Annotated in this window: 24 protein-coding genes; 15 read left to right on the forward strand and 9 right to left on the reverse strand. The window is 63.6% G+C overall.

The features are described 5' to 3' along the window. From ctaD to AB0N75_RS07775, 3 genes are all read left to right on the forward strand, one after another. Positions 1 to 1,728, forward strand: a complete 1,728-nt coding sequence (ctaD, locus tag AB0N75_RS07765; RefSeq protein ID WP_127512614.1) for a cytochrome c oxidase subunit I — start codon at positions 1 to 3, stop codon at positions 1,726 to 1,728. Positions 1,729 to 1,730: 2 nt separating this feature from the next. Next, on the forward strand, positions 1,731 to 2,132 hold the full coding sequence (locus AB0N75_RS07770) for a cytochrome c oxidase subunit 4 (protein ID WP_364647513.1): 402 nt from the start codon (positions 1,731 to 1,733) through the stop codon (positions 2,130 to 2,132). Positions 2,133 to 2,270: 138 nt separating this feature from the next. Further along, on the forward strand, positions 2,271 to 3,056 hold the full coding sequence (locus AB0N75_RS07775) for a GntR family transcriptional regulator (protein ID WP_364647516.1): 786 nt from the start codon (positions 2,271 to 2,273) through the stop codon (positions 3,054 to 3,056). Positions 3,057 to 3,235: 179 nt separating this feature from the next. On the opposite strand, the gene AB0N75_RS07780 is transcribed toward AB0N75_RS07775, so the two are convergent. The 4 genes from AB0N75_RS07780 to AB0N75_RS07795 form a co-directional block, all read right to left on the reverse strand. Next, positions 3,236 to 4,882: a cytochrome bc complex cytochrome b subunit gene (locus AB0N75_RS07780; RefSeq protein ID WP_364647519.1), complete on the reverse strand. Its 1,647-nt coding sequence runs from the start codon at positions 4,880 to 4,882 to the stop codon at positions 3,236 to 3,238. Positions 4,883 to 4,884: 2 nt separating this feature from the next. Then, positions 4,885 to 5,913, reverse strand: a complete 1,029-nt coding sequence (locus AB0N75_RS07785; RefSeq protein WP_364647522.1) for a Rieske 2Fe-2S domain-containing protein — start codon at positions 5,911 to 5,913, stop codon at positions 4,885 to 4,887. 91 nt (positions 5,914 to 6,004) lie between these two features. Beyond that, positions 6,005 to 6,817: a cytochrome c gene (locus AB0N75_RS07790; protein WP_364647525.1), complete on the reverse strand. Its 813-nt coding sequence runs from the start codon at positions 6,815 to 6,817 to the stop codon at positions 6,005 to 6,007. Between the two features lie 81 nt (positions 6,818 to 6,898). After that, positions 6,899 to 7,537, reverse strand: a complete 639-nt coding sequence (locus AB0N75_RS07795; protein ID WP_364647528.1) for a heme-copper oxidase subunit III — start codon at positions 7,535 to 7,537, stop codon at positions 6,899 to 6,901. 148 nt (positions 7,538 to 7,685) lie between these two features. On the opposite strand from AB0N75_RS07795, the gene trpD reads away from it, so the two are divergent. After that, a complete protein-coding gene (gene trpD / locus AB0N75_RS07800; RefSeq protein ID WP_364647530.1) occupies positions 7,686 to 8,738 on the forward strand; it encodes an anthranilate phosphoribosyltransferase in 1,053 nt (350 codons plus the stop codon). Between the two features lie 101 nt (positions 8,739 to 8,839). Here the strand turns inward: trpD and AB0N75_RS07805 are convergent, their stop codons facing one another. Together AB0N75_RS07805 and AB0N75_RS07810 are read right to left on the reverse strand one after the other, a co-directional pair. Then, positions 8,840 to 9,118, reverse strand: coding sequence for an Lrp/AsnC ligand binding domain-containing protein (locus AB0N75_RS07805; RefSeq protein WP_127512606.1), 279 nt, complete (start codon positions 9,116 to 9,118; stop codon positions 8,840 to 8,842). A 43-nt stretch (positions 9,119 to 9,161) separates the two neighbouring features. Further along, on the reverse strand, positions 9,162 to 9,569 hold the full coding sequence (locus AB0N75_RS07810) for a DUF3054 domain-containing protein (protein ID WP_364647533.1): 408 nt from the start codon (positions 9,567 to 9,569) through the stop codon (positions 9,162 to 9,164). 88 nt (positions 9,570 to 9,657) lie between these two features. Here AB0N75_RS07810 and AB0N75_RS07815 point away from each other — a divergent pair, with 88 nt between their 5' ends. The 3 genes from AB0N75_RS07815 to AB0N75_RS07825 all read left to right on the forward strand — a co-directional run bounded on the left by AB0N75_RS07815 (position 9,658) and on the right by AB0N75_RS07825 (position 11,208). Then, complete coding sequence (locus AB0N75_RS07815) at positions 9,658 to 10,029, forward strand: VOC family protein (RefSeq protein WP_364647536.1); 372 nt, start codon at positions 9,658 to 9,660, stop codon at positions 10,027 to 10,029. Between the two features lie 70 nt (positions 10,030 to 10,099). Beyond that, positions 10,100 to 10,687 carry a sigma factor-like helix-turn-helix DNA-binding protein gene (locus AB0N75_RS07820; protein ID WP_364647539.1) on the forward strand — a complete coding sequence of 196 codons (588 nt, stop codon included), beginning with the start codon at positions 10,100 to 10,102 and terminating at the stop codon, positions 10,685 to 10,687. Next, a complete protein-coding gene (locus AB0N75_RS07825) occupies positions 10,684 to 11,208 on the forward strand; it encodes a hypothetical protein (protein WP_364647542.1) in 525 nt (174 codons plus the stop codon). The genes AB0N75_RS07820 and AB0N75_RS07825 overlap by 4 nt, the downstream gene beginning before the upstream one ends. Before the next feature lie 16 nt (positions 11,209 to 11,224). On the opposite strand, the gene AB0N75_RS07830 is transcribed toward AB0N75_RS07825, so the two are convergent. Then, positions 11,225 to 11,971, reverse strand: a complete 747-nt coding sequence (locus AB0N75_RS07830) for a GAF and ANTAR domain-containing protein (RefSeq protein WP_364647545.1) — start codon at positions 11,969 to 11,971, stop codon at positions 11,225 to 11,227. 162 nt (positions 11,972 to 12,133) lie between these two features. On the opposite strand from AB0N75_RS07830, the gene AB0N75_RS07835 reads away from it, so the two are divergent. The 4 genes from AB0N75_RS07835 to AB0N75_RS07850 all read left to right on the forward strand — a co-directional run bounded on the left by AB0N75_RS07835 (position 12,134) and on the right by AB0N75_RS07850 (position 13,670). Beyond that, positions 12,134 to 12,463: a hypothetical protein gene (locus tag AB0N75_RS07835; protein WP_364647548.1), complete on the forward strand. Its 330-nt coding sequence runs from the start codon at positions 12,134 to 12,136 to the stop codon at positions 12,461 to 12,463. 16 nt (positions 12,464 to 12,479) lie between these two features. Next, positions 12,480 to 12,722 carry a hypothetical protein gene (locus tag AB0N75_RS07840; protein WP_364647551.1) on the forward strand — a complete coding sequence of 81 codons (243 nt, stop codon included), beginning with the start codon at positions 12,480 to 12,482 and terminating at the stop codon, positions 12,720 to 12,722. A gap of 55 nt (positions 12,723 to 12,777) precedes the next feature. Next, a complete protein-coding gene (locus AB0N75_RS07845) occupies positions 12,778 to 13,254 on the forward strand; it encodes a VOC family protein (protein ID WP_364647554.1) in 477 nt (158 codons plus the stop codon). Positions 13,255 to 13,424: 170 nt separating this feature from the next. Beyond that, positions 13,425 to 13,670 carry a hypothetical protein gene (locus AB0N75_RS07850; protein WP_364647557.1) on the forward strand — a complete coding sequence of 82 codons (246 nt, stop codon included), beginning with the start codon at positions 13,425 to 13,427 and terminating at the stop codon, positions 13,668 to 13,670. Between the two features lie 63 nt (positions 13,671 to 13,733). Here the strand turns inward: AB0N75_RS07850 and AB0N75_RS07855 are convergent, their stop codons facing one another. After that, positions 13,734 to 14,711 carry a trypsin-like peptidase domain-containing protein gene (locus AB0N75_RS07855; RefSeq protein ID WP_364647901.1) on the reverse strand — a complete coding sequence of 326 codons (978 nt, stop codon included), beginning with the start codon at positions 14,709 to 14,711 and terminating at the stop codon, positions 13,734 to 13,736. A gap of 172 nt (positions 14,712 to 14,883) precedes the next feature. Here AB0N75_RS07855 and AB0N75_RS07860 point away from each other — a divergent pair, with 172 nt between their 5' ends. The 3 genes from AB0N75_RS07860 (at position 14,884) to AB0N75_RS07870 (ending at position 17,249) form a co-directional block, all read left to right on the forward strand. Continuing rightward, positions 14,884 to 15,246, forward strand: a complete 363-nt coding sequence (locus tag AB0N75_RS07860; protein WP_364647560.1) for a metalloregulator ArsR/SmtB family transcription factor — start codon at positions 14,884 to 14,886, stop codon at positions 15,244 to 15,246. Then, on the forward strand, positions 15,243 to 15,722 hold the full coding sequence (locus tag AB0N75_RS07865; RefSeq protein ID WP_364647563.1) for an SRPBCC family protein: 480 nt from the start codon (positions 15,243 to 15,245) through the stop codon (positions 15,720 to 15,722). The genes AB0N75_RS07860 and AB0N75_RS07865 overlap by 4 nt, the downstream gene beginning before the upstream one ends. A 147-nt stretch (positions 15,723 to 15,869) precedes the next feature. Continuing rightward, positions 15,870 to 17,249, forward strand: coding sequence for a glutamate decarboxylase (locus AB0N75_RS07870; RefSeq protein ID WP_364647566.1), 1,380 nt, complete (start codon positions 15,870 to 15,872; stop codon positions 17,247 to 17,249). 47 nt (positions 17,250 to 17,296) lie between these two features. Here AB0N75_RS07870 and AB0N75_RS07875 read toward each other — a convergent pair whose 3' ends face one another. Then, complete coding sequence (locus AB0N75_RS07875; protein ID WP_364647569.1) at positions 17,297 to 17,593, reverse strand: NmrA family NAD(P)-binding protein; 297 nt, start codon at positions 17,591 to 17,593, stop codon at positions 17,297 to 17,299. 168 nt (positions 17,594 to 17,761) lie between these two features. Between AB0N75_RS07875 and AB0N75_RS07880 the strand changes: the two genes are divergently transcribed. Further along, positions 17,762 to 18,394 carry a LysE family translocator gene (locus tag AB0N75_RS07880; protein ID WP_364647572.1) on the forward strand — a complete coding sequence of 211 codons (633 nt, stop codon included), beginning with the start codon at positions 17,762 to 17,764 and terminating at the stop codon, positions 18,392 to 18,394. The last annotated feature ends 778 nt before the right edge of the window (positions 18,395 to 19,172 follow it).

The following is a 19,172-nucleotide window of genomic DNA, read 5'->3' on the forward strand; positions in this document are numbered from 1 at the left end:
GTGTCAACGTACGAATACACAGCTGACGACCGGGGTACCACGGTAGCTCCGCGCGTCGTCCCGAGGTCCAAGGGACGCATCGTCGTCAACTGGATCACCTCCACGGACCACAAGACGATCGGGTACATGTACCTGATCACCTCGTTCATCTTCTTCTGCCTCGGCGGCGTGATGGCCCTGGTCATCCGCGCCGAACTGTTCGAGCCCGGTATGCAGATCCTGCAGACCAAGGAGCAGTACAACCAGCTGTTCACCATGCACGGCACGGTGATGCTGCTGATGTTCGCCACACCGCTGTTCGCCGGCTTCGCCAACGTCATCATGCCGCTGCAGATCGGCGCCCCCGATGTGGCGTTCCCGCGCCTGAACGCACTGGCTTTCTGGTTCTTCCTGTTCGGCAGCGTGATCGCCGTCGCCGGCTTCATCACCCCGCAGGGCGCCGCCTCCTTCGGTTGGTTCGCGTATGCGCCGTTGTCCAACACCACCTTCTCGCCCGGCGTGGGCGGAGATTTGTGGGTCTTCGGCCTGGCGCTCTCCGGATTCGGTACCATTCTGGGCTCGGTCAACTTCATCACCACGATCATCACCATGCGGGCCCCCGGCCTGACCATGTGGCGGATGCCGATCTTCACCTGGAACACGCTGGTCACCGGCATCCTGGTCATGATGGCGTTCCCGCCGCTGGCCTCGGCCCTGTTCGCACTTGGTGCTGACCGGCGCTTCGGTGCCCACATCTTCAACCCGGAAAACGGCGGCGCCATCCTGTGGCAGCACCTGTTCTGGTTCTTCGGCCACCCCGAGGTCTACATCATCGCGCTGCCGTTCTTCGGCATCGTGTCCGAGATCTTCCCGGTGTTCAGCCGCAAGCCGATCTTCGGCTACAAGGGCCTGGTCTACGCGACCATCGCTATCGCCGCCCTGTCCGTGACGGTGTGGGCACACCACATGTACGTCACCGGATCGGTCCTGCTGCCGTTCTTCGCCTTCATGACCATGCTGATCGCGGTGCCCACCGGCGTGAAGTTCTTCAACTGGATCGGCACCATGTGGCGCGGATCGATTACCTTCGAAACGCCGATGCTGTGGAGCCTGGGCTTCCTGGCCACCTTCCTGTTCGGCGGACTGACCGGCATCATCCTGGCTTCGCCGCCGCTGGACTTCCACGTCTCCGACACCTACTTCGTGGTGGCGCACTTCCACTACGTGGTCTTCGGAACCGTCGTGTTCGCCATGTTTGCGGGCTTCTACTTCTGGTGGCCCAAGTGGACCGGCAAGATGCTCAACGAGCGTCTGGGCAAGATCCACTTCTGGATGCTGTTCCTCGGCTTCCACGGAACCTTCCTGATCCAGCACTGGCTCGGTGTCGAGGGCATGCCGCGCCGCTACGCGGACTACATGCCGGAAGACGGGTTCACCGCAATGAACCAGTTCTCCACCGTTGCATCGTTCGTGCTCGGCGCTTCGATGATCCCGTTCTTCTGGAACGTGTACATCACCTGGCGCAACGGCAAGAAGGTCGAGGTCGACGACCCCTGGGGCTTCGGTGCCTCGCTGGAGTGGGCTACCTCTTGCCCGCCGCCGCGGCACAACTTCACCTCGCTGCCCCGGATCCGGTCGGAGCGCCCTGCGCTGGACCTGCACCACCCGGAGCTGGCACCGCGGCACACCCCGACGACTCCGGTGCCGGCGGCCCAGCTGGCCGGTCCCGCTGACCAGAAGGACGCATAACTGTGAAGATAGAAGCCTGGCTATTCATCGCCCTTGCGCCGTTCTTCGCCATCGTCGCCACCGTCTACGGCTTCATGGGAGCCTGGCACGAACCGGTAGGTTACCTTGCGCTGTACCTGACGGCCGGACTGTCCCTGATGATCGGCGGTTACCTCTGGTTCACCGCACGGCGGGTCGGCCCCCGTCCGGAGGACCGGGTGGACGCGGAAATCCATGAGGGTGCCGGCGAACAAGGCATGTTCAGCCCCTGGAGCTGGTGGCCGCTGGTCCTCGGCCTTGGTGCCGCCTCCGGCTTCATGGGCCTCGCGGTCGGCTGGTGGATCGTCTACATCGCGATTGGTCTGACCACGGTAGCCATCATCGGATGGGTTTACGAATACAGCCGTGGGGACCACGCCCACTAAGTAAAGAGCAAGAACGAAGGGCCCGGAACCGCTTGGTTCCGGGCCCTTTCGCATGCCCGTGCAAGCCGCAAGTACGGCATGGCTGGTCTAGACCGGGATAGAATAGGGTCAATCCCCATTACCCGAGCAGGAGGCCGCATGTCCGCAAGTTCAGCCGCGATCCAAGGCGAGATCGATGCGTCATCGGCGACTGCCAAGCATGTTCAGCTGCGGGACATTTTGCGCCGGCATGCCCAGGAACGCTGTGAACCCGGAGGCGCATTTCCCTCGGAGCGGGACCTAACCGAACGCTTCTCAGTGGCGCGGATGACCGTGCGGCAGGCAATCGACTCGCTCGTTGCCGAGCAGGTACTGGAGCGCATCGTCGGACTGGGGACCTTCGTGAGCCAGCCCAAACTGGACCTGCAGGTCAAGCTCACCTCGTACACCGAGGAGATGCAGCGCCGCGGCATGGTCCCGGACGCCCGGGTGCTTAGCTTCGAACAGATCGGCGCCACCCCGCTGGTGGCCCGCGAACTCCAGATCGAGGAGGGCCAGCCGGTCGTACGGTTCCGCCGCCAGCTGCTGGCCGATGCCGAGCCCATGAGCGTGGACGAAAACTTCATCCCAGCCCAGCGGGTGCCGGGCATCCTGGACGAGGGGCCGCCGTCGTCGCTGTACAACGTTCTGAGCGAACGCTACGGCCTGATCATGGAGTGGGGCGAGGACACCATCGAGGCCACCGCGGCGCAGCCTTCAATCGCCCGGCTGCTGAATGTGGACATCGGATCACCGCTGCTGAAGATCCAGCGCCATGCCTACGTGTCCAAGACCATGGTGGACTTCTCCATCTCGTACTACAGGGCGGACCGCTACAAGCTCTGGGTGCCGCTGCAACGGCCTGGCGGACGCGCACCGCGTTCGTACAACGTGAAGAGGTATTAGGGCCCCCAGCACCCCGTGGAATGGCCGTAGCAGACGGATGTCAGGCAACTGCGTGTCGGGCTGTTGGCTCCATCCGTCTGCACGCCCGAGCTGCAGACAGAGGAACCGCAGACGCAGGAGCTGCAGACACAAGAATGGCCCCGGACTCAGTCCGGGGCCATTCTTAGTCAGACGGTTCCTTAGCGGCCGCTGACTTCTGCCTTTTCGGCGGGAGCCTCAACCTCAGCGTGGTGGCTGTGTGCAGCCTCCAGCTCGGCCGGGGTAACCGGTGCCACGCGATCCTCGAAGAAGAACCGCGACAGGGTGCCGCGCAGCTTCTCGGTGCGCTTGATGTGGCCGGCCTTGTTCGGCTGTGCCGGGAGCACCTCGGGGGATTCGAAGTTGACCAGGCGGTACAGCTTGTAGTCGTTCAGCGGCTCGTGGACCTCGATGAACTCGCCGTGCGGCAGGCGGACGATGCGTCCGGTCTCGCGACCATGCAGCGCGATCTCGCGGTCCTTGCGCTGCAGTGCAAGGCAAATGCGGCGCGTGACGATGAAGCCGAGGATCGGACCGAGGAAGAACAGCGCGCGCAGCCAGTACGTCACGTCGTTCAGCGACACATGGAAGTGCGTGGCGATCAGGTCCGAGCTGGCAGCTGCCCACATCACCGAGTAGAAGACGATGCCTGCGACACCAATGCCGGTGCGGAACGGTGCGTTGCGCGGGCGGTCCAGGATGTGGTGCTCGCGCTGGTCCTTGGTGATCCAGCGTTCGATCCAGGGCCAAGCGAACATCACGGTGAACAGCAGGCCTGCCGGGGCAAGGGCCGGGAGCAGCACGTTCAGCGAAATGGTCCGGCCGAAGATGACGAACTCGCCCACGCCTGGCATCAGGCGCAGCGCGCCATCCACCCAGCCGATGTACCAGTCAGGCTGGGTACCGGCCGAAACGGGGGAGGGGTCGTAGGGTCCGTAGTCCCAGATCGCGAGGATCTGGAAGTTGGCCGCAATGACGGCCAGGATGCCGAAGACCACGAAGAAGAAACCGCCAGCCTTGGCCGCGTAGACCGGGCCGATCGGGAAGCCGACAACGTTGGACTCGGAACGGCCCGGGCCGGGGTACTGCGTGTGCTTGTGCACCACGACCATGAACAGGTGGACGGCAATCATCAGCAGGATCATCGCCGGAACCAGCAGGATGTGGAGCACGTAGAGGCGTCCCACAATATCGGTACCGGGGAACTCGCCGCCGAAGAGCAGCAGGGAGATGTAGGTTCCGACCAGGGGGATTCCCTTGATCACGCCGTCGATGATCCGCAGGCCGTTGCCGGAGAGCAGGTCGTCCGGCAGCGAGTAACCGGTGAAGCCGGCAGCCAGGGCCAGAATCAGCAGGACGCAGCCGACGACCCAGTTCAGCTCGCGCGGCCGGCGGAAAGCGCCGGTGAAGAAAACGCGCAGCATGTGGAACGACACCGAGGCGACGAACAGCAGTGCCGACCAGTGGTGCAGCTGGCGCATGAAGAGTCCGCCGCGGACCTCGAAGGAAATCTCCAGGGTGGACTGGTAAGCGACCGACATCTCGACGCCCTTGAGCGGGACGTACGGTCCTGCGTAGTGCGTCTCCGCCATCGACGGATCGAAGAAGAACGTCAGGAACGTTCCGGAGAGCAGCAGGATGACGAAGGAGTAGAGCGCTACTTCACCGAACATGAAGGACCAGTGGTCCGGGAAGATCTTCCGCCCGAATTCCTTGACGATGGACGAGCCGCCGACGCGGGTGTCGACGAAGTTGGTGATCCGTCCAACCCGTGTCTTGGGTACGTAGGTATCAGTTGAAGCGCTCATGCTTAGCCACGCTCCCAGTAGCTCGGTCCAACAGGTTCATGGAAGTCGCTGGTGGCGACCAAGTAGCCCTCGTCGTCAACGCTGATCGGAAGCTGGGGCAAGGCGTGTGCGGCGGGGCCGAAGATCACCTTGCATTCCTGGGTCAGGTCGAAGGTCGACTGGTGGCAAGGGCAGAGCAGGTGGTGCGTGTGCTGTTCGTACAGCGCCACCGGGCATCCGACGTGGGTGCAGATTTTCGAATAAGCAACGATGCCATTGTAGTTCCAGTCTTCGCGACCGGGGGAGACATTCAGCTCGTCCGGGTTCAGCCGCATCAACAGGACGACGGCCTTGGCCTTCTCTTCGAGCTTGTGTTCGGCTTCGTTCAGGCCCTCGGGAATGACGTGGAAGGCGGAACCAATGGTGACATCCGAAGCTTTGATCGGGGTGCCGCTCGGGTCGCGGGTGAGGCGAACGCCGGCATCCCACATGGTGTGCCGCAGCACGTCCGGGTTCAGGTCCTTGGACAGGTCGCGGAAGATGCCGATGGCGGGCAGGATGGCCAGTACACCGGCTCCGATCAGCGTGTTGCGGATCAGCGGACGGCGGGAGATGCCCGATTCGTCGAGGACCTGGCCAATGATCTGCTCGGCGTCCCGGCGGTCCTCTTCGGTGCGGACCTCGTGGCGCTCTTCCACGATTTCGTGGTCAGGCATAAGGGTCTTGGCCCAGTGGACAATGCCGACGCCGATGCCAAGCATCGCGAAGGCCGTACCCATGCCCAGGGTGAAGTTCTGAAAACGCAGCGTTGCGATGGTGTCATCCAAACGGATGCCAAAGTACCCGACGAAGAAAAGTACGGTGCCGATGATGGAGATTACGAAGAGTATCGCAACCTGGCGTTCGGCGCGCTTTTCCGCCCGGGGATCTTTGTCGGCACGGCGCGGGCGGTGCGGGGGAAGTCCAGGATCCTGAAACTTCTCCACGTCGCTCTGACCAGCCGTAGCAACGGTGCCCGAGGTGCTCGGACTGCCGTGACTATGGTCGCCCATGATCCCTCTCATCCTTCTCTAAATAGTTCAAAAACATATATGACTGTTGACGCTTCTGCGGCGGCCCTTGCAGGCCGCCGGTGAGCGAAGGTTAGGAAGACCGCTGGGTCAGCCAGATGGTGAATGCGATAACGATTCCCAATCCGGCAGTCCACATCAGCAGACCTTCGGATACCGGACCGAGCGAGCCGAGCGAGAAGCCACCCGGGGTGCCCTGTTCTTCAATCGTCTTCAGGAAGGCGATGACATCGCGCTTCTCCTCGGGGGAGATGTTCGCGTCGCTGAACACCGGCATGTTCTGGGGGCCGGTGGCCATGGCTTCGTAAATGTGTGCTTCGCTGACGCCGGCCAGGGCGGGGGCGAACTTGCCGCGGGTCAATGCACCGCCGGCGGCGGAAGCGTTGTGGCACATGGCGCAGTTGACACGGAAGATTTCGCCGCCGGCGGCGGGATCTCCCTTAGCGACATCGAGCAGCTCTTCCTCGGGAATGGCCGGGCCGGCGCCGAGGGAGGCCACGTACGCAGCAAGCTGCATGGTCTGCTCTTCGGAGAACTGGTTCGGCTTGGCCTGTGCCTGCGGTCCGGACATCTGCATCGGCATCCGGCCGGTGCCCACCTGGAAGTCGACAGCGGCGGCGCCGACGCCGATCAAGGCCGGGCCCGCCTGATTGCCGTGTGCACCCTGCGGGGCCCCGACAGCACCAATTCCGTGACAAGTTGCGCAGTTGGCCACGAAGAGCTTTTCGCCCTCTTCGATGTCCTGCGCGGAAAAGTTGGTGGTCTGGGCCTTGGCCTCGTTGACATTGCCGGCGACGGCGTACAAGCCGCCGGTGACCAGCAATCCCAAGAGCAACAGGGCAACGGCCGCCAGGGGATGTCGTCGCCTCTGGGAGAGTGCCTTCACTTGATGGTTCCTAACTCTGCGGTGCGTGTGCGTAGATGTTCGGCCGGGGCGGTCCTGCAGCAGCGTGCAGGCTCTGGCCGTCTACTTCAGGAAGTAGATGATGATGAAGAGCGCGATCCACACGACGTCGACGAAGTGCCAGTAGTACGACGTGACGATGGCAGACGTGGCCTCGAAATGACCGAACTTCTTGGCGACGTAGGCGCGGCCGATGATCAGCAGGAAGGCGATGAGCCCGCCCGTGACGTGAAGGCCGTGGAAGCCGGTGGTGATGTAGAACGCTGATCCGTAGGCGTTGGAGGACAGCGAGACTCCCTCGGAGACGAGCATCGCGTATTCGTAGGCCTGGACGGAGACGAAAATGGCGCCGAGGAAGAACGTCAAGAGGAACCACTCGACCATGCCCCACCTGGCGATATTGAGGAGACCGCCGGTACGGCGGGCCTGCAGGCGCTCAGCGGCGAAGACGCCGTACTGGCAGGTGAAGGAGCTGGACACCAGAACAATGGTGTTGGCCAGCGCGAATGGAACGTTCAACTTTTCGGTTTCAATCGCCCACATCTCGCCGGAAGTGGCGCGGAGGGTGAAGTACATGGCGAAAAGACCGGCAAAGAACATCAGCTCGCTGGAGAGCCACACAACGGTTCCGACAGAAACCAGGTTGGGGCGGTTCAGCGTTGGATGCGCCGGGGTACTGGGGGCGTGGGTTGCAGTTGTCACAAGGCCATTATGTCTATAAATCCGCCCAGTTCACCAATGCATTCGAACGCCCGGCGCGGCGTTTCGGTTCCCAACCCGCAGGATTCCGCGGAACCGCGCGGAAGTTAACAATCCGGAAGTTTCTACAAAACGTAGATAACCTAGTGAAGTGACGACGGAACCGAACGCTCAGAACACACCCACCTGGCCGGAATTGATTTCGGCCCTGATCTCGCGGCAGGACCTCACTGCCGCTCAAACCCAGTGGGCGATGAACTCCATCATGTCCGGCGGGGCCACCGATGCGCAGATGGCTGGGTTCCTGGTCGCGTTGCGCGCGAAGGGCGAGACGGTCGATGAGCTAACCGGGCTGGTCGAGGCGATGGTCGGCAATGCCCGGCCAATCGAGATTCCGGGCGAGAAACTGGATATCGTCGGCACGGGCGGTGACCGGCAGAACACGGTCAACATCTCGTCCATGGCAGCCCTGGTCTGTGCCGGGGCCGGCGCGCGGATCGTCAAGCATGGGAACCGGGCTGCGTCGTCGTCCTCCGGTTCAGCCGACGTGATTGAAGCACTCGGGGTCCGGCTCGACCTCCCGGTGGACCGGGTAGCGCAAACAGCCGTGGACGCGGGAATCACTTTCTGCTTTGCCCAAGTCTTCCACCCGTCGATGCGTTACGCGGGGGCTGTCCGCGGAGAGCTCGGCGTGGCCACGGCCTTCAACTTCATGGGGCCGATGACCAATCCGGCGAACCCCACGGCGGCGGCCATCGGCGTCGCGGACGCCCGGCTGGCACCGTTGATTGCCGGCGTACTGGCTGCCCGCGGCATCCGCGCGCTGGTGTTCCGTGGCGGGGACGGGCTGGATGAGCTGACCACCACGGGTCCTTCCTCGGTATGGGAGGTCCGCAACGGTGCCGTGACGGAGCACGAATTGGAACCGTTGGACTTGGGCATCCCTCGGGCCACGCTGGACGATCTGCGCGGTGGCGACGCCGCCGCCAATGCCGAGGTGGTGCGCCGGGTGTTGGCAGGCGATAAAGGACCGGTGCGGGACGCCGTCGTCCTCAATGCCGCTGCCGCGCTGGTTGCCAACGACGTATCCGCGGACGCACCGCTGCTGGACCGGCTGGCGGACGGTCTGGAGCGCGCCAACGAGGCCATCGACAGCGGGGCCGCCGCCGGAGCGTTGCAGCGCTGGATCGACGTAACTCGCTGATACCTGCAGGCTGACCGGCCGGCAACGCCGCTCAAACTAAAGGCCCCGGACGCCAGGTCTACGTGGACTGGCGTCCGGGGCATTTCTGCGGGCGGAAGGCCCTATTCGAATCCGAGCGAAAACGCGGCATCCAAATCATGCTTGGAATAGGCGCGGAAGGCGATGTGTGTAGTGGTGGCCTGCACACCTTTAACTTTAGACAGGCGGTCGGCGATGACGTCGGCCAGTTCGTCGTGTTTGGCAACTCGGGCCACAGCGATCAAGTCCCATTCGCCGGTGACCGAGTAGACCTCGCTGATGCCCTCGAGCTCTGAGATTTCCTGGGCACACTCCGGAATTCGGGTTGCGTCGGTCCGGATGAGAACGAATGCTGTAGCCACTGCACTGCCTTTCTGCTGGAGCGGGATCTTCCTATCACCGAGGTTATTCCACCCGTCGGCGGAAGCGTAGTTTATTGAACAGCGCGGCCAGCGCGCGCCATCCCAGTAGCAGTGCCCCCAGCACCAGGAGCGTCACGATCTGGAATGACAGGGCAAGCCCACCGCCTGCGAGGCCGCGCAGGGCGAGACCCAAGACCACTGCTGCCAGCCAGACGACGACGCCGGTGGGCCAGAGGGCGGTCGGCCGGCGCCAAGCGCGTGAGGCGGCCCAGCCGATGAGTGCGCCGATGAGGAATGGGGCAGCGGTGACGAGGATGCCGATGGCGGCCAGTCCGTGTTCATGCGTGTTTCGGCCGGCGGCGGCAAAAATGACGATGGCTGCCAGATCCAGGGCCAGTGACCCTGCGACCAGCGGGAGGCCTGCGCGAAGCCGGTGAGAAGTTTCAATCACCACTCCACACTATCGGGCGGAGGCGGGCGTACGATTCGGCTGAGGAGCCCCTGGCGTGGAACTGGGGCCGACCGGACGGAGGACGGGCATGAAGCTGGCCCAGGTAGCCTTGGGCGTGCAGGACCTCGGGCGCGCTACCGCTTTCTACACCGAACTGCTGGGCCATCCTCCGGCCGGCACCTTCGATCCGCCGGGACTGGTGTTCTTCGATCTCGAAGGCGTCAGGCTGTTGCTGGAGGTCGGTGCGCCTGCGGCCCTGCTGTACCTGCAGGTGGACTCGGTCCGGACGCAAATAGAGGAACTTCGCCGGCGCGGGACGCCGGTTATCGCGGAGCCGCACGTTATCTTCCGGCACGCCGACGATTCTTTGGGGCCCGCGGAAACGGATGAATGGTTGGCTTTTGTCCGCGACTCCGAAGGCAATCTTCTGGGATTTGCCAGCCACGAGCCGTCGGAGTAGAGGCTGAAGGTTGCCGGTGCGGCTACAACCCTGCATACTTGTACGATCCACTACAAGGAAGCAGGGTTGTATGTTTGTCTTGACGGTGGACCAGCGCCGGTCCCGAAGCCGCGAGGATCTGGTCCGGGAAGCGCTCGATGTCCTGAACACCGATCCTGCCCGGCCGCTGCTTCGTGGCTTTGAGCGGACCGCCGGTGATGAGATGCAAGCGGTGGCGGCGGACGCTTCCGTGGCAATGGAGATTGCGCTGGACCTGGCTGCCAGCAACAACTGGAGCGTGGGCATTGGGATTGGCAGGGTTGATGAACCGCTGCCGGAATCAACGCGGGCGGGTTCCGGCGAGGCGTTCGAGCGGGCACGGGAAGCAGTGACCGCGGCCAAAACCTCGCCGGGGAACATCGCCGTCGCCGGTGCGCGCGCAGAAGCCGGGCATGCCGAGGCGGTGCTGCAACTGCTGGTATCGGTGGCACGCAAACGCAGCAGGGAGGCCCGCGAAGCCGGGGAGCTCAGTGATCAAGGACTCACCCAACAGCAAATTGCCGACAGGCTAGGGATAACGCAGCAAGCTGTCTCAAGCAGGCTGCATAGTGGACTGTGGCACGAATGCCGCCGGGGGCAATCGGCTGCACAAGCACTGCTGGAAGGAGCTGATCGATGAGCGCCGTGGCACTGGTGGTGCTCTGCGTGGCCGCCGCCGTGGCCGGCCCTATGTACTTTGAGCGGTTCCAGGGAGCCGGAAACCGCTTGCTGTACGCTGCCAGCGCCCTCTCGCTGCTTCTGCTGGGGGTTGCCGCGCTGTTGGCTGTGCTGGGTCACGGTGGACTGGGGCCGGTCGCCTATGCCTTGGGCGTGGCGGCGGCAGCGATCGGCGGCGGCCCGGCCACGGTCACCATCCTGCGGCTCTCGTTCAATGCTTCCCACCCGGACAACCACAGCGATCCGGAAGAATCGCCGGTTCTGCGCGGCGGAGCCTGGATTGGAGTGCTCGAGCGCACGGCCATTGCTTCAACCTTGTTGGCCGACTGGCCGGAAGGCCTGGCGGTTGTCCTGGCAGTTAAAGGACTGGGCCGGTATTCGGAACTCGGCCAGTCGGGGGCTGCCGAACGGTTCATCTTGGGCACATTTGCCAGCGTGTTGTGGGCCGCTGCGGCCACCGGAATTGCGGTGCTGGTGCGCTGATTCGGCGCGCCGCCGGTCAGTCCTCAAAGCGCGTAGCGGCGCCGGCCAGCGGTTCGACGATGCCCTGTGCCACGTCTCGAAGTTTGACGTTGCGAGCGTTTGAAGCACGGCGCAGGATCTCCATGGCCTGCATCTGGCTGCAGGAGTTCTGCCCCATGACAATCCCAGCGGCGAGGTTGATGGTGGTGCGGGACTCCAACGCCGCAACCAAATGCGCCGTCCGCTTAGCCATCCGGTCCAACCGTTCCGCGAGCAGAAGCGGTTTGGCCGCGAGCCGTGCATAGGTGGACACCGCCGCAAGAACCGCTTCGGAGAATGCCTGACCCCGGCGCTGATAGCAGGACATGACCGCGCCCAAGCCGCCGTCGTCCACCCGGAGCGGTACCGCCAGGATGGAGCCGATCCCGGCCGATGCTGCATCGGCCATCACGTCGTTCCAGCGTTGCTCCCTCCCGACGTCGGGCACCAGTACGGCGGCTCCCGAGCGCAGGGCACTCAGGCCCGGGCCGTCGTCGTACTTGGGTTGGTACTCCGCCCATGACGTCGGCCCGTTTCCGGGTGACGTCGGGCTGTACGTGGCCGAAACCGTGCCGTCCCTGGGTCCGCGCAGCACCAGCACGCTGCAAGTCACCTCTCCGCGTTCATCAATCACCGCCGCGGCATGCTGGGCAAGCTGGTCAAGAAAATCTTGCAGATCGTCGCTGTTGAGCAGCGCGTCCTGCATAGCGTCGACCAACTGCGTTTCTAATTCGGCCTCACTCATGGCAGCCACCCAAGCAGGGCGGGCCATCGCCGGTGGGCATCCAGCCCGCGTTTCGTCCGTTCCGAAACATTATGACGTGCTTTGTTGCCTGTGTCACACACCTCCTCTTATGATGGTGGCCGGTCAAGGAGCGGCCATGGGGAACTCTTGAGGGGACTGACTATGGATCCCAAATTGCGTGTAGTCGTTCATGTGGACATTGACCGGGAAGCCGCCCAGATCGAAGTGCGCGGACATGTAACAACCCGAAACATCGTGGCGCTGTATTCGCTGGTCCGGCGCACCAGTGCGCTGGCGTCCGGCCTCGGCGTCACCATCAATCTGCAGCACGCTCGCATTGAAGCTGCAGCACTTGAGGAGCTGCACGATTGCAGCGCCAGCGAGCATCTGCCCGGTTATGTGGCCCCGGAGGGGGAGGGCTGCAGGCTACGGGTCATCGATCCGCCAGGCACCCGGTCCGCCGTCCTGGCCCTGGCCGGCTCCGCGGGCTGAGCCGGGGAAGGCCGACATGACGCTGACCGCCGGTGGGCGTTCCGCCCAACCCAGTCCGGACGTGCCGAATGCACCCGATTGCCAGCACTGTGGCACTGACCAATATCTCATCGTCGAGGAATTCACGCCGTTGCGGCTGCTTCCGGATGGGCAGCGGGTGCCGGCAAATGCCAGCTACAGCTGCAGCCGATGCGGATCATTCAGCGGTCACGAAGTGCCCGATTCGTGGACGCCCGTCGGCTGGTTCTGGTACGCCTGACGCAGTTGGAACAGCCAACACATCCGGTACGTCCACTACAGGGGAGTAACCCATCATGCAGAAGATCACACCGTGCCTCTGGTTCGACGGCGAAGCCGAGGAGGCGGCAAGGTTCTACGTCCAGCTGTTCAAGAACTCCAACATCCTCGACGTCACGCACTATGGCGAGAGCGGATCAGGCTCGGAAGGGCAGGTCTTGACCGTCGAGTTCGAGCTGGACGGTCAAAGCTTTACTGCGCTGAACGGGGGTGCGCAGTTCACGTTCAACGAGGCGGTGTCAATGCAGGTGGACTGTGAGGACCAAGCGGAGGTGGACCGGCTCTGGGATGCCTTGACCGCCGACGGGGGAGCCGAGAGCCAGTGCGGCTGGCTCAAGGACAAGTACGGATTGTCCTGGCAAATCATTCCATCGGCGCTGCCACGGCTGATCGGCGGGCCAGATCCACAGAAAGCACAGCGCGCTATGGAGGCGATGCTGCAGATGAAGAAAATCGACATCGACGAACTGCAGCGCGCTTACGACGCTGGCTAGCGGCAGTTCCCGGTGGGTGCGCCTGCCGCGGAAGGGCCCCTAGCCGTCCATCTTGGCTGGCCATCGGCGCCCTCTAAGGCCTGCAGCCGACGGCCCGGCCATAGCCGTCAGGCGGCCGGAATGGCGCTGGCACCCTTGTGGCTTCCGTTACGCGGGCGTATACCGTAGGTATGTTTACTCCGGTTGGTCCGTTAGTGCATTGGCTGGAATTTTTTGCCTGGGGCATGGCTCTTGTGGGCCTGGTGGTCTTCCTGCTCGCCGCGGATTCGATAGCGTTTTCGCACCCCCACGGCGAACGGCTGACTCAGGATCACTCCAGGCACGTCACGATGCTGGTTGCCGGGTGGCTTGTCGCCATCGGCGCGGTGACCGGGTTCGTCCTGACAGCAATGGCCGTGTGGAACGGCGGCTACTGAAGGCGCAGCCCTGAGGACGGGGCGGCCTACGCCGCTCTCTATGACCGTGCACAGCGGCCGTCTCTAGGTGGTTTCTGACATTTCCACTGGCAGGGCTATGACATCCACCAGGGCTCCTGACCTCAGGACGGTCAGCGGAAAGGGAACGCCGATGGCGTCGGCGAAGAGCAACTTCTGGAGGCTTTCCGCACTGGAGACATGACGTCGGCCGGCGTCCACCACAAGATCGCCTGGCTTGATCCCGGCGCGCTCGGCGGGGGAGCCGGCAATGACCTCAACAACTCTCAGCGCATCCCGCTGTCCCGAACGAAGAGCCATGTGCGCCGGAAGGCGTACGGGCGTGCTCACCAGGCCGAGATAGGCGCGCCGAACCCTGCCGGCGCTCATGAGCGCTGAGATGATGCGGCGCGTTGTGGCATTGATGGGAACCGCCAGCCCAAGGCCTGTACCGGCGACGGCGGTATTGATCCCGACGACGCGTCCCCGGCTGTCGGCGAGGGCGCCGCCCGAGTTACCCGGATTGAGCGCTGCGTCTGTTTGAATCACGTCCTCGATGACGTGCCGGCCACGACTCGTCCGGGTGGGAATCGAGCGTCCAAGCCCGCTGACAACCCCGGCGGTGACCGATCCCGCCAACCCGAGGGGATTACCCACTGCTATGACGAGCTGGCCCACCCGCAGCGATTCAGCGTTCCCGAGCTCTGCGGGCAGAGGCGTCGTCGCCAGGCCGCGAATGACTGCAAGGTCGGACAAGAGATCGGCGCCGATAATCTCGATCTCCGTGACTTCACCATTGGCGAAGGCGGCAGAGCCAGCCGTGGCACCCGCAACAACGTGGGCGTTCGTCAACATGTAGCCATCATGGGTGAAGACCACAGCGGAACCGCTGCCAACCAGGGCCCGGCTGCCGTGGCCGTTCCTCACCTCTACGGCAGCTACGTGCGGGGTGACGATTTCGGCAACACGCATCACAGTCTGCGAGTAGGTGTCCATCGGATCGTGGTCTGCGGAACGGTCCGGGCCCATTCCATTGGTATCCATGGAATTCCTTGAGTACGTCGGGTAATAGTGGAACGGTTTTGAACCCGGCACTAATCCAGATGCTGCTACGCCGTCAGTGAACGTTGCCATCAGGAAGAGGGGAGATGAGCGGCACACCCTGCAGAAGCCGTCAAGGCCCCAGCGCAATGCAGACAGACACTAACTTAGCCGTATGGCTCAGTCTTCGGGGCAACTCGACGGTGTATTCCAAGCCCTTGCCGATCCGACCCGCCGTGCCGTGCTCGCCCGGCTGGGGGCGGGGTCGGCCAGCATTGGCGAGTTGGCGGCACCGTTCGACATGGCGCTGCCGTCGTTCATGAAGCACATCCGCTACCTCCAGGACACCGGGTGGATCACGACGCGCAAGACCGGGCGGGTGCGGATCTGCGCCCTCGTCCCGAAATCCTTTGACGACGCCGAGGCCTGGCTCAGCGACCAACGACGCCTCTGGGAAGCGCGCACCGACCGACTCGAGCACTTCGTCACCACCACGCAGGATGTCAGCACAAGGCCAGATAAGGAAGCATCGACATGATCACCACCACCGTTCACCCGGAACTTGACCTGACCGTCTCCCGCATCATTAAGGCCCCACGTTCGGCCGTCTGGAAAGCTTGGGCCGATCCCCGGAGCTTTGAGCAATGGTGGGTTCCCCGGCCGGCGGTCTGCCGTGTGCGGGACATGGACCTCCGCCCCGGTGGCTCCTTCCGCACCGAGATCAGCCAGGACGGCGGTGCGTTTGGCCCCCACATCACCGGCTGCTTCCTCGCCATCGATGAGCTCGAGCGAATCGTCTTCACGGACGCACTCGTCGTCGGATGGCGCCCCGCAGAAGCATCATTCCTGACCGCCGTGATTACTCTGAAGGAACACATCGACGGAACCGAGTACACGGCCACCGCCATGCACCGCAGCATCGCCGACCGTGACCAGCACGAACAGCTGGGCTTCCATGAAGGCTGGGGCACGGTCATCCGTCAGCTCGCCGAGCGCGTCGAGTCGCGTGCGTAGCCTGTGGTTCTCTTTCACCCTCATTGGGTGACGCCTGCCCCCACCGGACGCCTTAGCTTGAAGGGGTGTGACGGACCAGCCGTGGTCCATCGCGAAACCTCTCTCGAGGCTTCCGCCGTAGAGCGGGTGGCCAGCTAAGGAGAACCGATGTCACCCAAATTCCAGCCGACGGACGCCGACGCGGCGCTGTTCGGCAACCGATTCGTCACCGAAGAAGTGCCGAGCCGCGAGTTTCCTGAAGCCGGCATTCCTGCTCAGGACGCTTTGCGGCTGGTGGCGGAGGACCTGGCGCTGGAGGGGGATCCGGCCCGGAACTTGGCGACCTTCGTGACGACGTGGATGGAGCCAGAGGCCCAACGGATCATCGCCGAGAACCTGCACCGCAATTTCATTGACCATGCCGAATATCCACGCACGGCCGAGATCGAGCAGCGCTGCATTCGGATGCTGGCCGATCTCTTCCATGCCCCCGGCGAGACGACGGGAGCCCGAACGCAGGGATCGTCCGAAGCGATCATGCTCGGCGGCCTGTCGCTGAAGTGGAATTGGCGCAAGCGCCGCGAGGCCGCCGGTGCGTCGGTGTCGAGCCCGAATCTGGTGTTCGGCGGGGACGTTCATGTGGTCTGGGAGAAGTTCTGCCGTTACTTCGACGTCGAGCCGCGGATCGTGCCGCTCCGGCCGGGAAAATACACGATAGGGCCAGCCGACGTGCAGGCCCATGTTGACGAGAACACCATCGGCGTCGCAGCGGTGCTGGGCACCACGTTCACCGGGCACAAGGACGACATCGTCGGCATCAACGACTTGCTGCTGCGGATCAAGCGCGAGCGGAACCTCGACGTGCCGTTGCACGTGGACGCGGCCAGTGGGGGATTCGTCTGGCCCTTCCTGTACCCGGATTCCGAGTGGGACTTCAGGCTTGAGCAGGTCCGCTCGATCAATGTCTCCGGACATAAGTTTGGACTCGTCTATCCCGGCATCGGTTGGCTGATCTTCCGTGAGAGGGCCGACCTAGCCAAAGATCTGGTGTTCGAGGAGAACTACCTCGGCAAGACCGATTCAACGTTCACGCTGAACTTCTCCACCGGCTCGGCTATGGTTCTCGCCCAGTACTACAACTTCGTGCGCTACGGCCGGGCCGGCTACGCCTACATCATGCGCAACATGCAGGCCAACGCCGGGGTCCTCGCCGATAAGTTGGAGGCCATGGGGCTGTTCGAGATCATCGGACGCGCCGAGGAGCAGCTTCCGCTGGTCGCATTCCGGCTCGCCGATGAGACTGGGTACGACGAGTTCGACATTGCGTGGCAGCTAGCGGCAGAGCGGGGCTGGATGGTGCCGGCTTACACCATGCCGCCGGATGCTCAGGACGTAACGATCATGCGGGCCCTGGTGAAGGAAACGCTGAGCCGGGAGCACGTTGATACGCTCGCCCGTGACATCGAAGAGGCGTGTATCACTCTGGCGAAGAAGGGCGGGGCGCACGAAGCCGAACGGCAGAAGATCGTCACCGGACCGGGCCACTGACCCAGTGCACCTGCTGACACGTTCCGGGATGTTTGGCTGCACGGTGGTCAGCGGGTGGAAGGCTTCCACCCTGTGGTCGACAGCCATTGCGACAGGTTCAGTGACCCACTGGTGGGGTTTCTGGTGGCCTCGCAGTCCGCTTGGAAGGCGGGCAGCTCGGCAAACCATATGAACATGGCTTCTGCGACGCCGCGGGCTTCAAGGGCTTGGGCCTTCTTGGAGTCGGGGCGGCGGATCAGGGCGCGGTCCCGGACGCCCTGGTCGAGAAGCGCCTCGGCTGTGGACCCGCCCTGCTCGCCGGTGGCGGCGAAAACCCCGTAGATGGGAGCTTCTTGGCTAGGCATGAAAGGCCCCGTTCTAAACCATTGGAAGCCGACGTGGAAGCACCCTGCGGCAAAACTGCGAGACGCCGGCCACGCGGCACAGCGAAACAGGGGGACAGGCCGGTGCCGACCCGTCGGGGGAGCGCTTCTCAGTAAGCGTTCGAAACGGACCGAGAGTATGGTTCAGTCATGGTTCCGGTTGAGAACTTCTTCGCATTCGCCGTCACAGCGGCGGTGATCATCGTGATTCCCGGTCCTAGTGTGCTCTTCACCATCGGCCGCTCCATCGCCTTCGGCCGCCGGGCGGGAGTCTTGAGCGTCGCAGGCAACTCTCTCGGGATCATCCCCGCAATTCTTGCCGTCGCCTTCGGTGTCGGCGCCATCGTGGCGGCCTCTGTCGTTGCCTTCACCGTCCTCAAGATCGCTGGTGGTCTATACCTCGTCTGGCTCGGCATCCAAGCTATTCGCCACCGCCACGCACACGTATCGGGAACATCCCGGGTGCCAGCGTCCTCCTGGAAGTTGCTGCGCCAAGGCTTCATTGTCGGTTTCACCAACCCCAAAACCCTTGCCTTCTTCCTCGCCGTGCTGCCGCAATTCGTCGACCCCGCCACGGGTGCGGTGTGGGCGCAACTCCTCCTTCTCGGGCTGACCTTTCAGGCGATCGCGCTCGTCTGCGATAGTGTGTGGGCCCTCGCCGCTGGCACCGCCCGAGCATGGTTCGCCAAGTCACCTCGACGAATCTCCACGCTGTCGGGCTCGGGCGGGGTGATGATGATCGGCCTCGGCGGAACACTCGCACTCACCGGCTCCAAGAATTGACCTGCAGGCGGCGATGACCATAAGCGCGACCCGCTAGAGCTCCGCGGTGGCGGCGCGAGCGATTTTGGCCCGGACAGGCTGTCTTGTGCAGGCTTGCCGTTCTTTGTCTTTAGCTGACTTTAGGAAGGTGAGCCAAGCCCGTGGAATCCGCTCACCCAACCGCCTGGATGATGGGCAGGAGGATGTCGAGGATTTACGGTCGTAATCCACCCACAGCGGGACCGGTACGGCCGAGCCGGGGGAGCACCGATGGTTTCGGACGGTGCTGAAGAAAATGACCATGAGCCAAACCTCAGTCCGCAGCAGCCCCGCGCCGTCAAAGCTCGCCGACCTTCTCCCGGCAGAGGGTTAGGGGCTGACAGGGGCGCGAGCCTGCTGCCTGCGGTCCAGTTTGTCCGGGCCAACAGACGCTCACGATAGGACTTAGTTCAACTGGGTTGAAGGGCGGCTCCGCAGATCCAGCGCGCATTCAGGGTCAACGGACAGCGCGATGCCAGAACTGCGTCCGGTGGGCTGATCAGGCACCGGGAGCGGTAATGGCTGTTCTACTTGACATAATGTGGATTATCGGCGTTATGGATAGGGCCGGGCGGGGAGTTTTGCATCGGCGGCATGGCAGCTGACTCTCTGACTGCGGCGAACTTCCTGGACCGCCGAAAACCCGCGGATTTCCCCGGCCACGACGCATCTCCGGCCGGCTGTCTCGAACCGACGCCGTGTTGTATTTGCGGGCCAAAGTTGCCACGCGGACATGTTTGCCTGGATGCTGACTGTGTCA

This window comes from Arthrobacter sp. NPDC089319 (assembly GCF_040684925.1).
In the GTDB taxonomy this organism is placed as follows: Bacteria; Actinomycetota; Actinomycetes; order Actinomycetales; family Micrococcaceae; genus Crystallibacter.

What these genes read in the sequence shown, in the direction of transcription:
- AB0N75_RS07775 (WP_364647516.1), top strand. Translation starts at nt 2,271, where the DNA reads ATGTCCGCAAGTTCAGCCGCGATCCAAGGCGAGATCGATGCGTCATCG.
- AB0N75_RS07780 (WP_364647519.1), bottom strand. Translation starts at nt 4,882, where the DNA reads ATGAGCGCTTCAACTGATACCTACGTACCCAAGACACGGGTTGGACGG.
- AB0N75_RS07785 (WP_364647522.1), bottom strand. Translation starts at nt 5,913, where the DNA reads ATGGGCGACCATAGTCACGGCAGTCCGAGCACCTCGGGCACCGTTGCT.
- AB0N75_RS07815 (WP_364647536.1), top strand. Translation starts at nt 9,658, where the DNA reads ATGAAGCTGGCCCAGGTAGCCTTGGGCGTGCAGGACCTCGGGCGCGCT.
- AB0N75_RS07820 (WP_364647539.1), top strand. Translation starts at nt 10,100, where the DNA reads ATGTTTGTCTTGACGGTGGACCAGCGCCGGTCCCGAAGCCGCGAGGAT.
- AB0N75_RS07825 (WP_364647542.1), top strand. Translation starts at nt 10,684, where the DNA reads ATGAGCGCCGTGGCACTGGTGGTGCTCTGCGTGGCCGCCGCCGTGGCC.
- AB0N75_RS07830 (WP_364647545.1), bottom strand. Translation starts at nt 11,971, where the DNA reads ATGAGTGAGGCCGAATTAGAAACGCAGTTGGTCGACGCTATGCAGGAC.
- AB0N75_RS07835 (WP_364647548.1), top strand. Translation starts at nt 12,134, where the DNA reads ATGGATCCCAAATTGCGTGTAGTCGTTCATGTGGACATTGACCGGGAA.
- AB0N75_RS07840 (WP_364647551.1), top strand. Translation starts at nt 12,480, where the DNA reads ATGACGCTGACCGCCGGTGGGCGTTCCGCCCAACCCAGTCCGGACGTG.
- AB0N75_RS07845 (WP_364647554.1), top strand. Translation starts at nt 12,778, where the DNA reads ATGCAGAAGATCACACCGTGCCTCTGGTTCGACGGCGAAGCCGAGGAG.
- AB0N75_RS07850 (WP_364647557.1), top strand. Translation starts at nt 13,425, where the DNA reads ATGTTTACTCCGGTTGGTCCGTTAGTGCATTGGCTGGAATTTTTTGCC.
- AB0N75_RS07855 (WP_364647901.1), bottom strand. Translation starts at nt 14,711, where the DNA reads ATGGATACCAATGGAATGGGCCCGGACCGTTCCGCAGACCACGATCCG.
- AB0N75_RS07860 (WP_364647560.1), top strand. Translation starts at nt 14,884, where the DNA reads ATGGCTCAGTCTTCGGGGCAACTCGACGGTGTATTCCAAGCCCTTGCC.
- AB0N75_RS07865 (WP_364647563.1), top strand. Translation starts at nt 15,243, where the DNA reads ATGATCACCACCACCGTTCACCCGGAACTTGACCTGACCGTCTCCCGC.
- AB0N75_RS07870 (WP_364647566.1), top strand. Translation starts at nt 15,870, where the DNA reads ATGTCACCCAAATTCCAGCCGACGGACGCCGACGCGGCGCTGTTCGGC.
- AB0N75_RS07875 (WP_364647569.1), bottom strand. Translation starts at nt 17,593, where the DNA reads ATGCCTAGCCAAGAAGCTCCCATCTACGGGGTTTTCGCCGCCACCGGC.
- AB0N75_RS07880 (WP_364647572.1), top strand. Translation starts at nt 17,762, where the DNA reads ATGGTTCCGGTTGAGAACTTCTTCGCATTCGCCGTCACAGCGGCGGTG.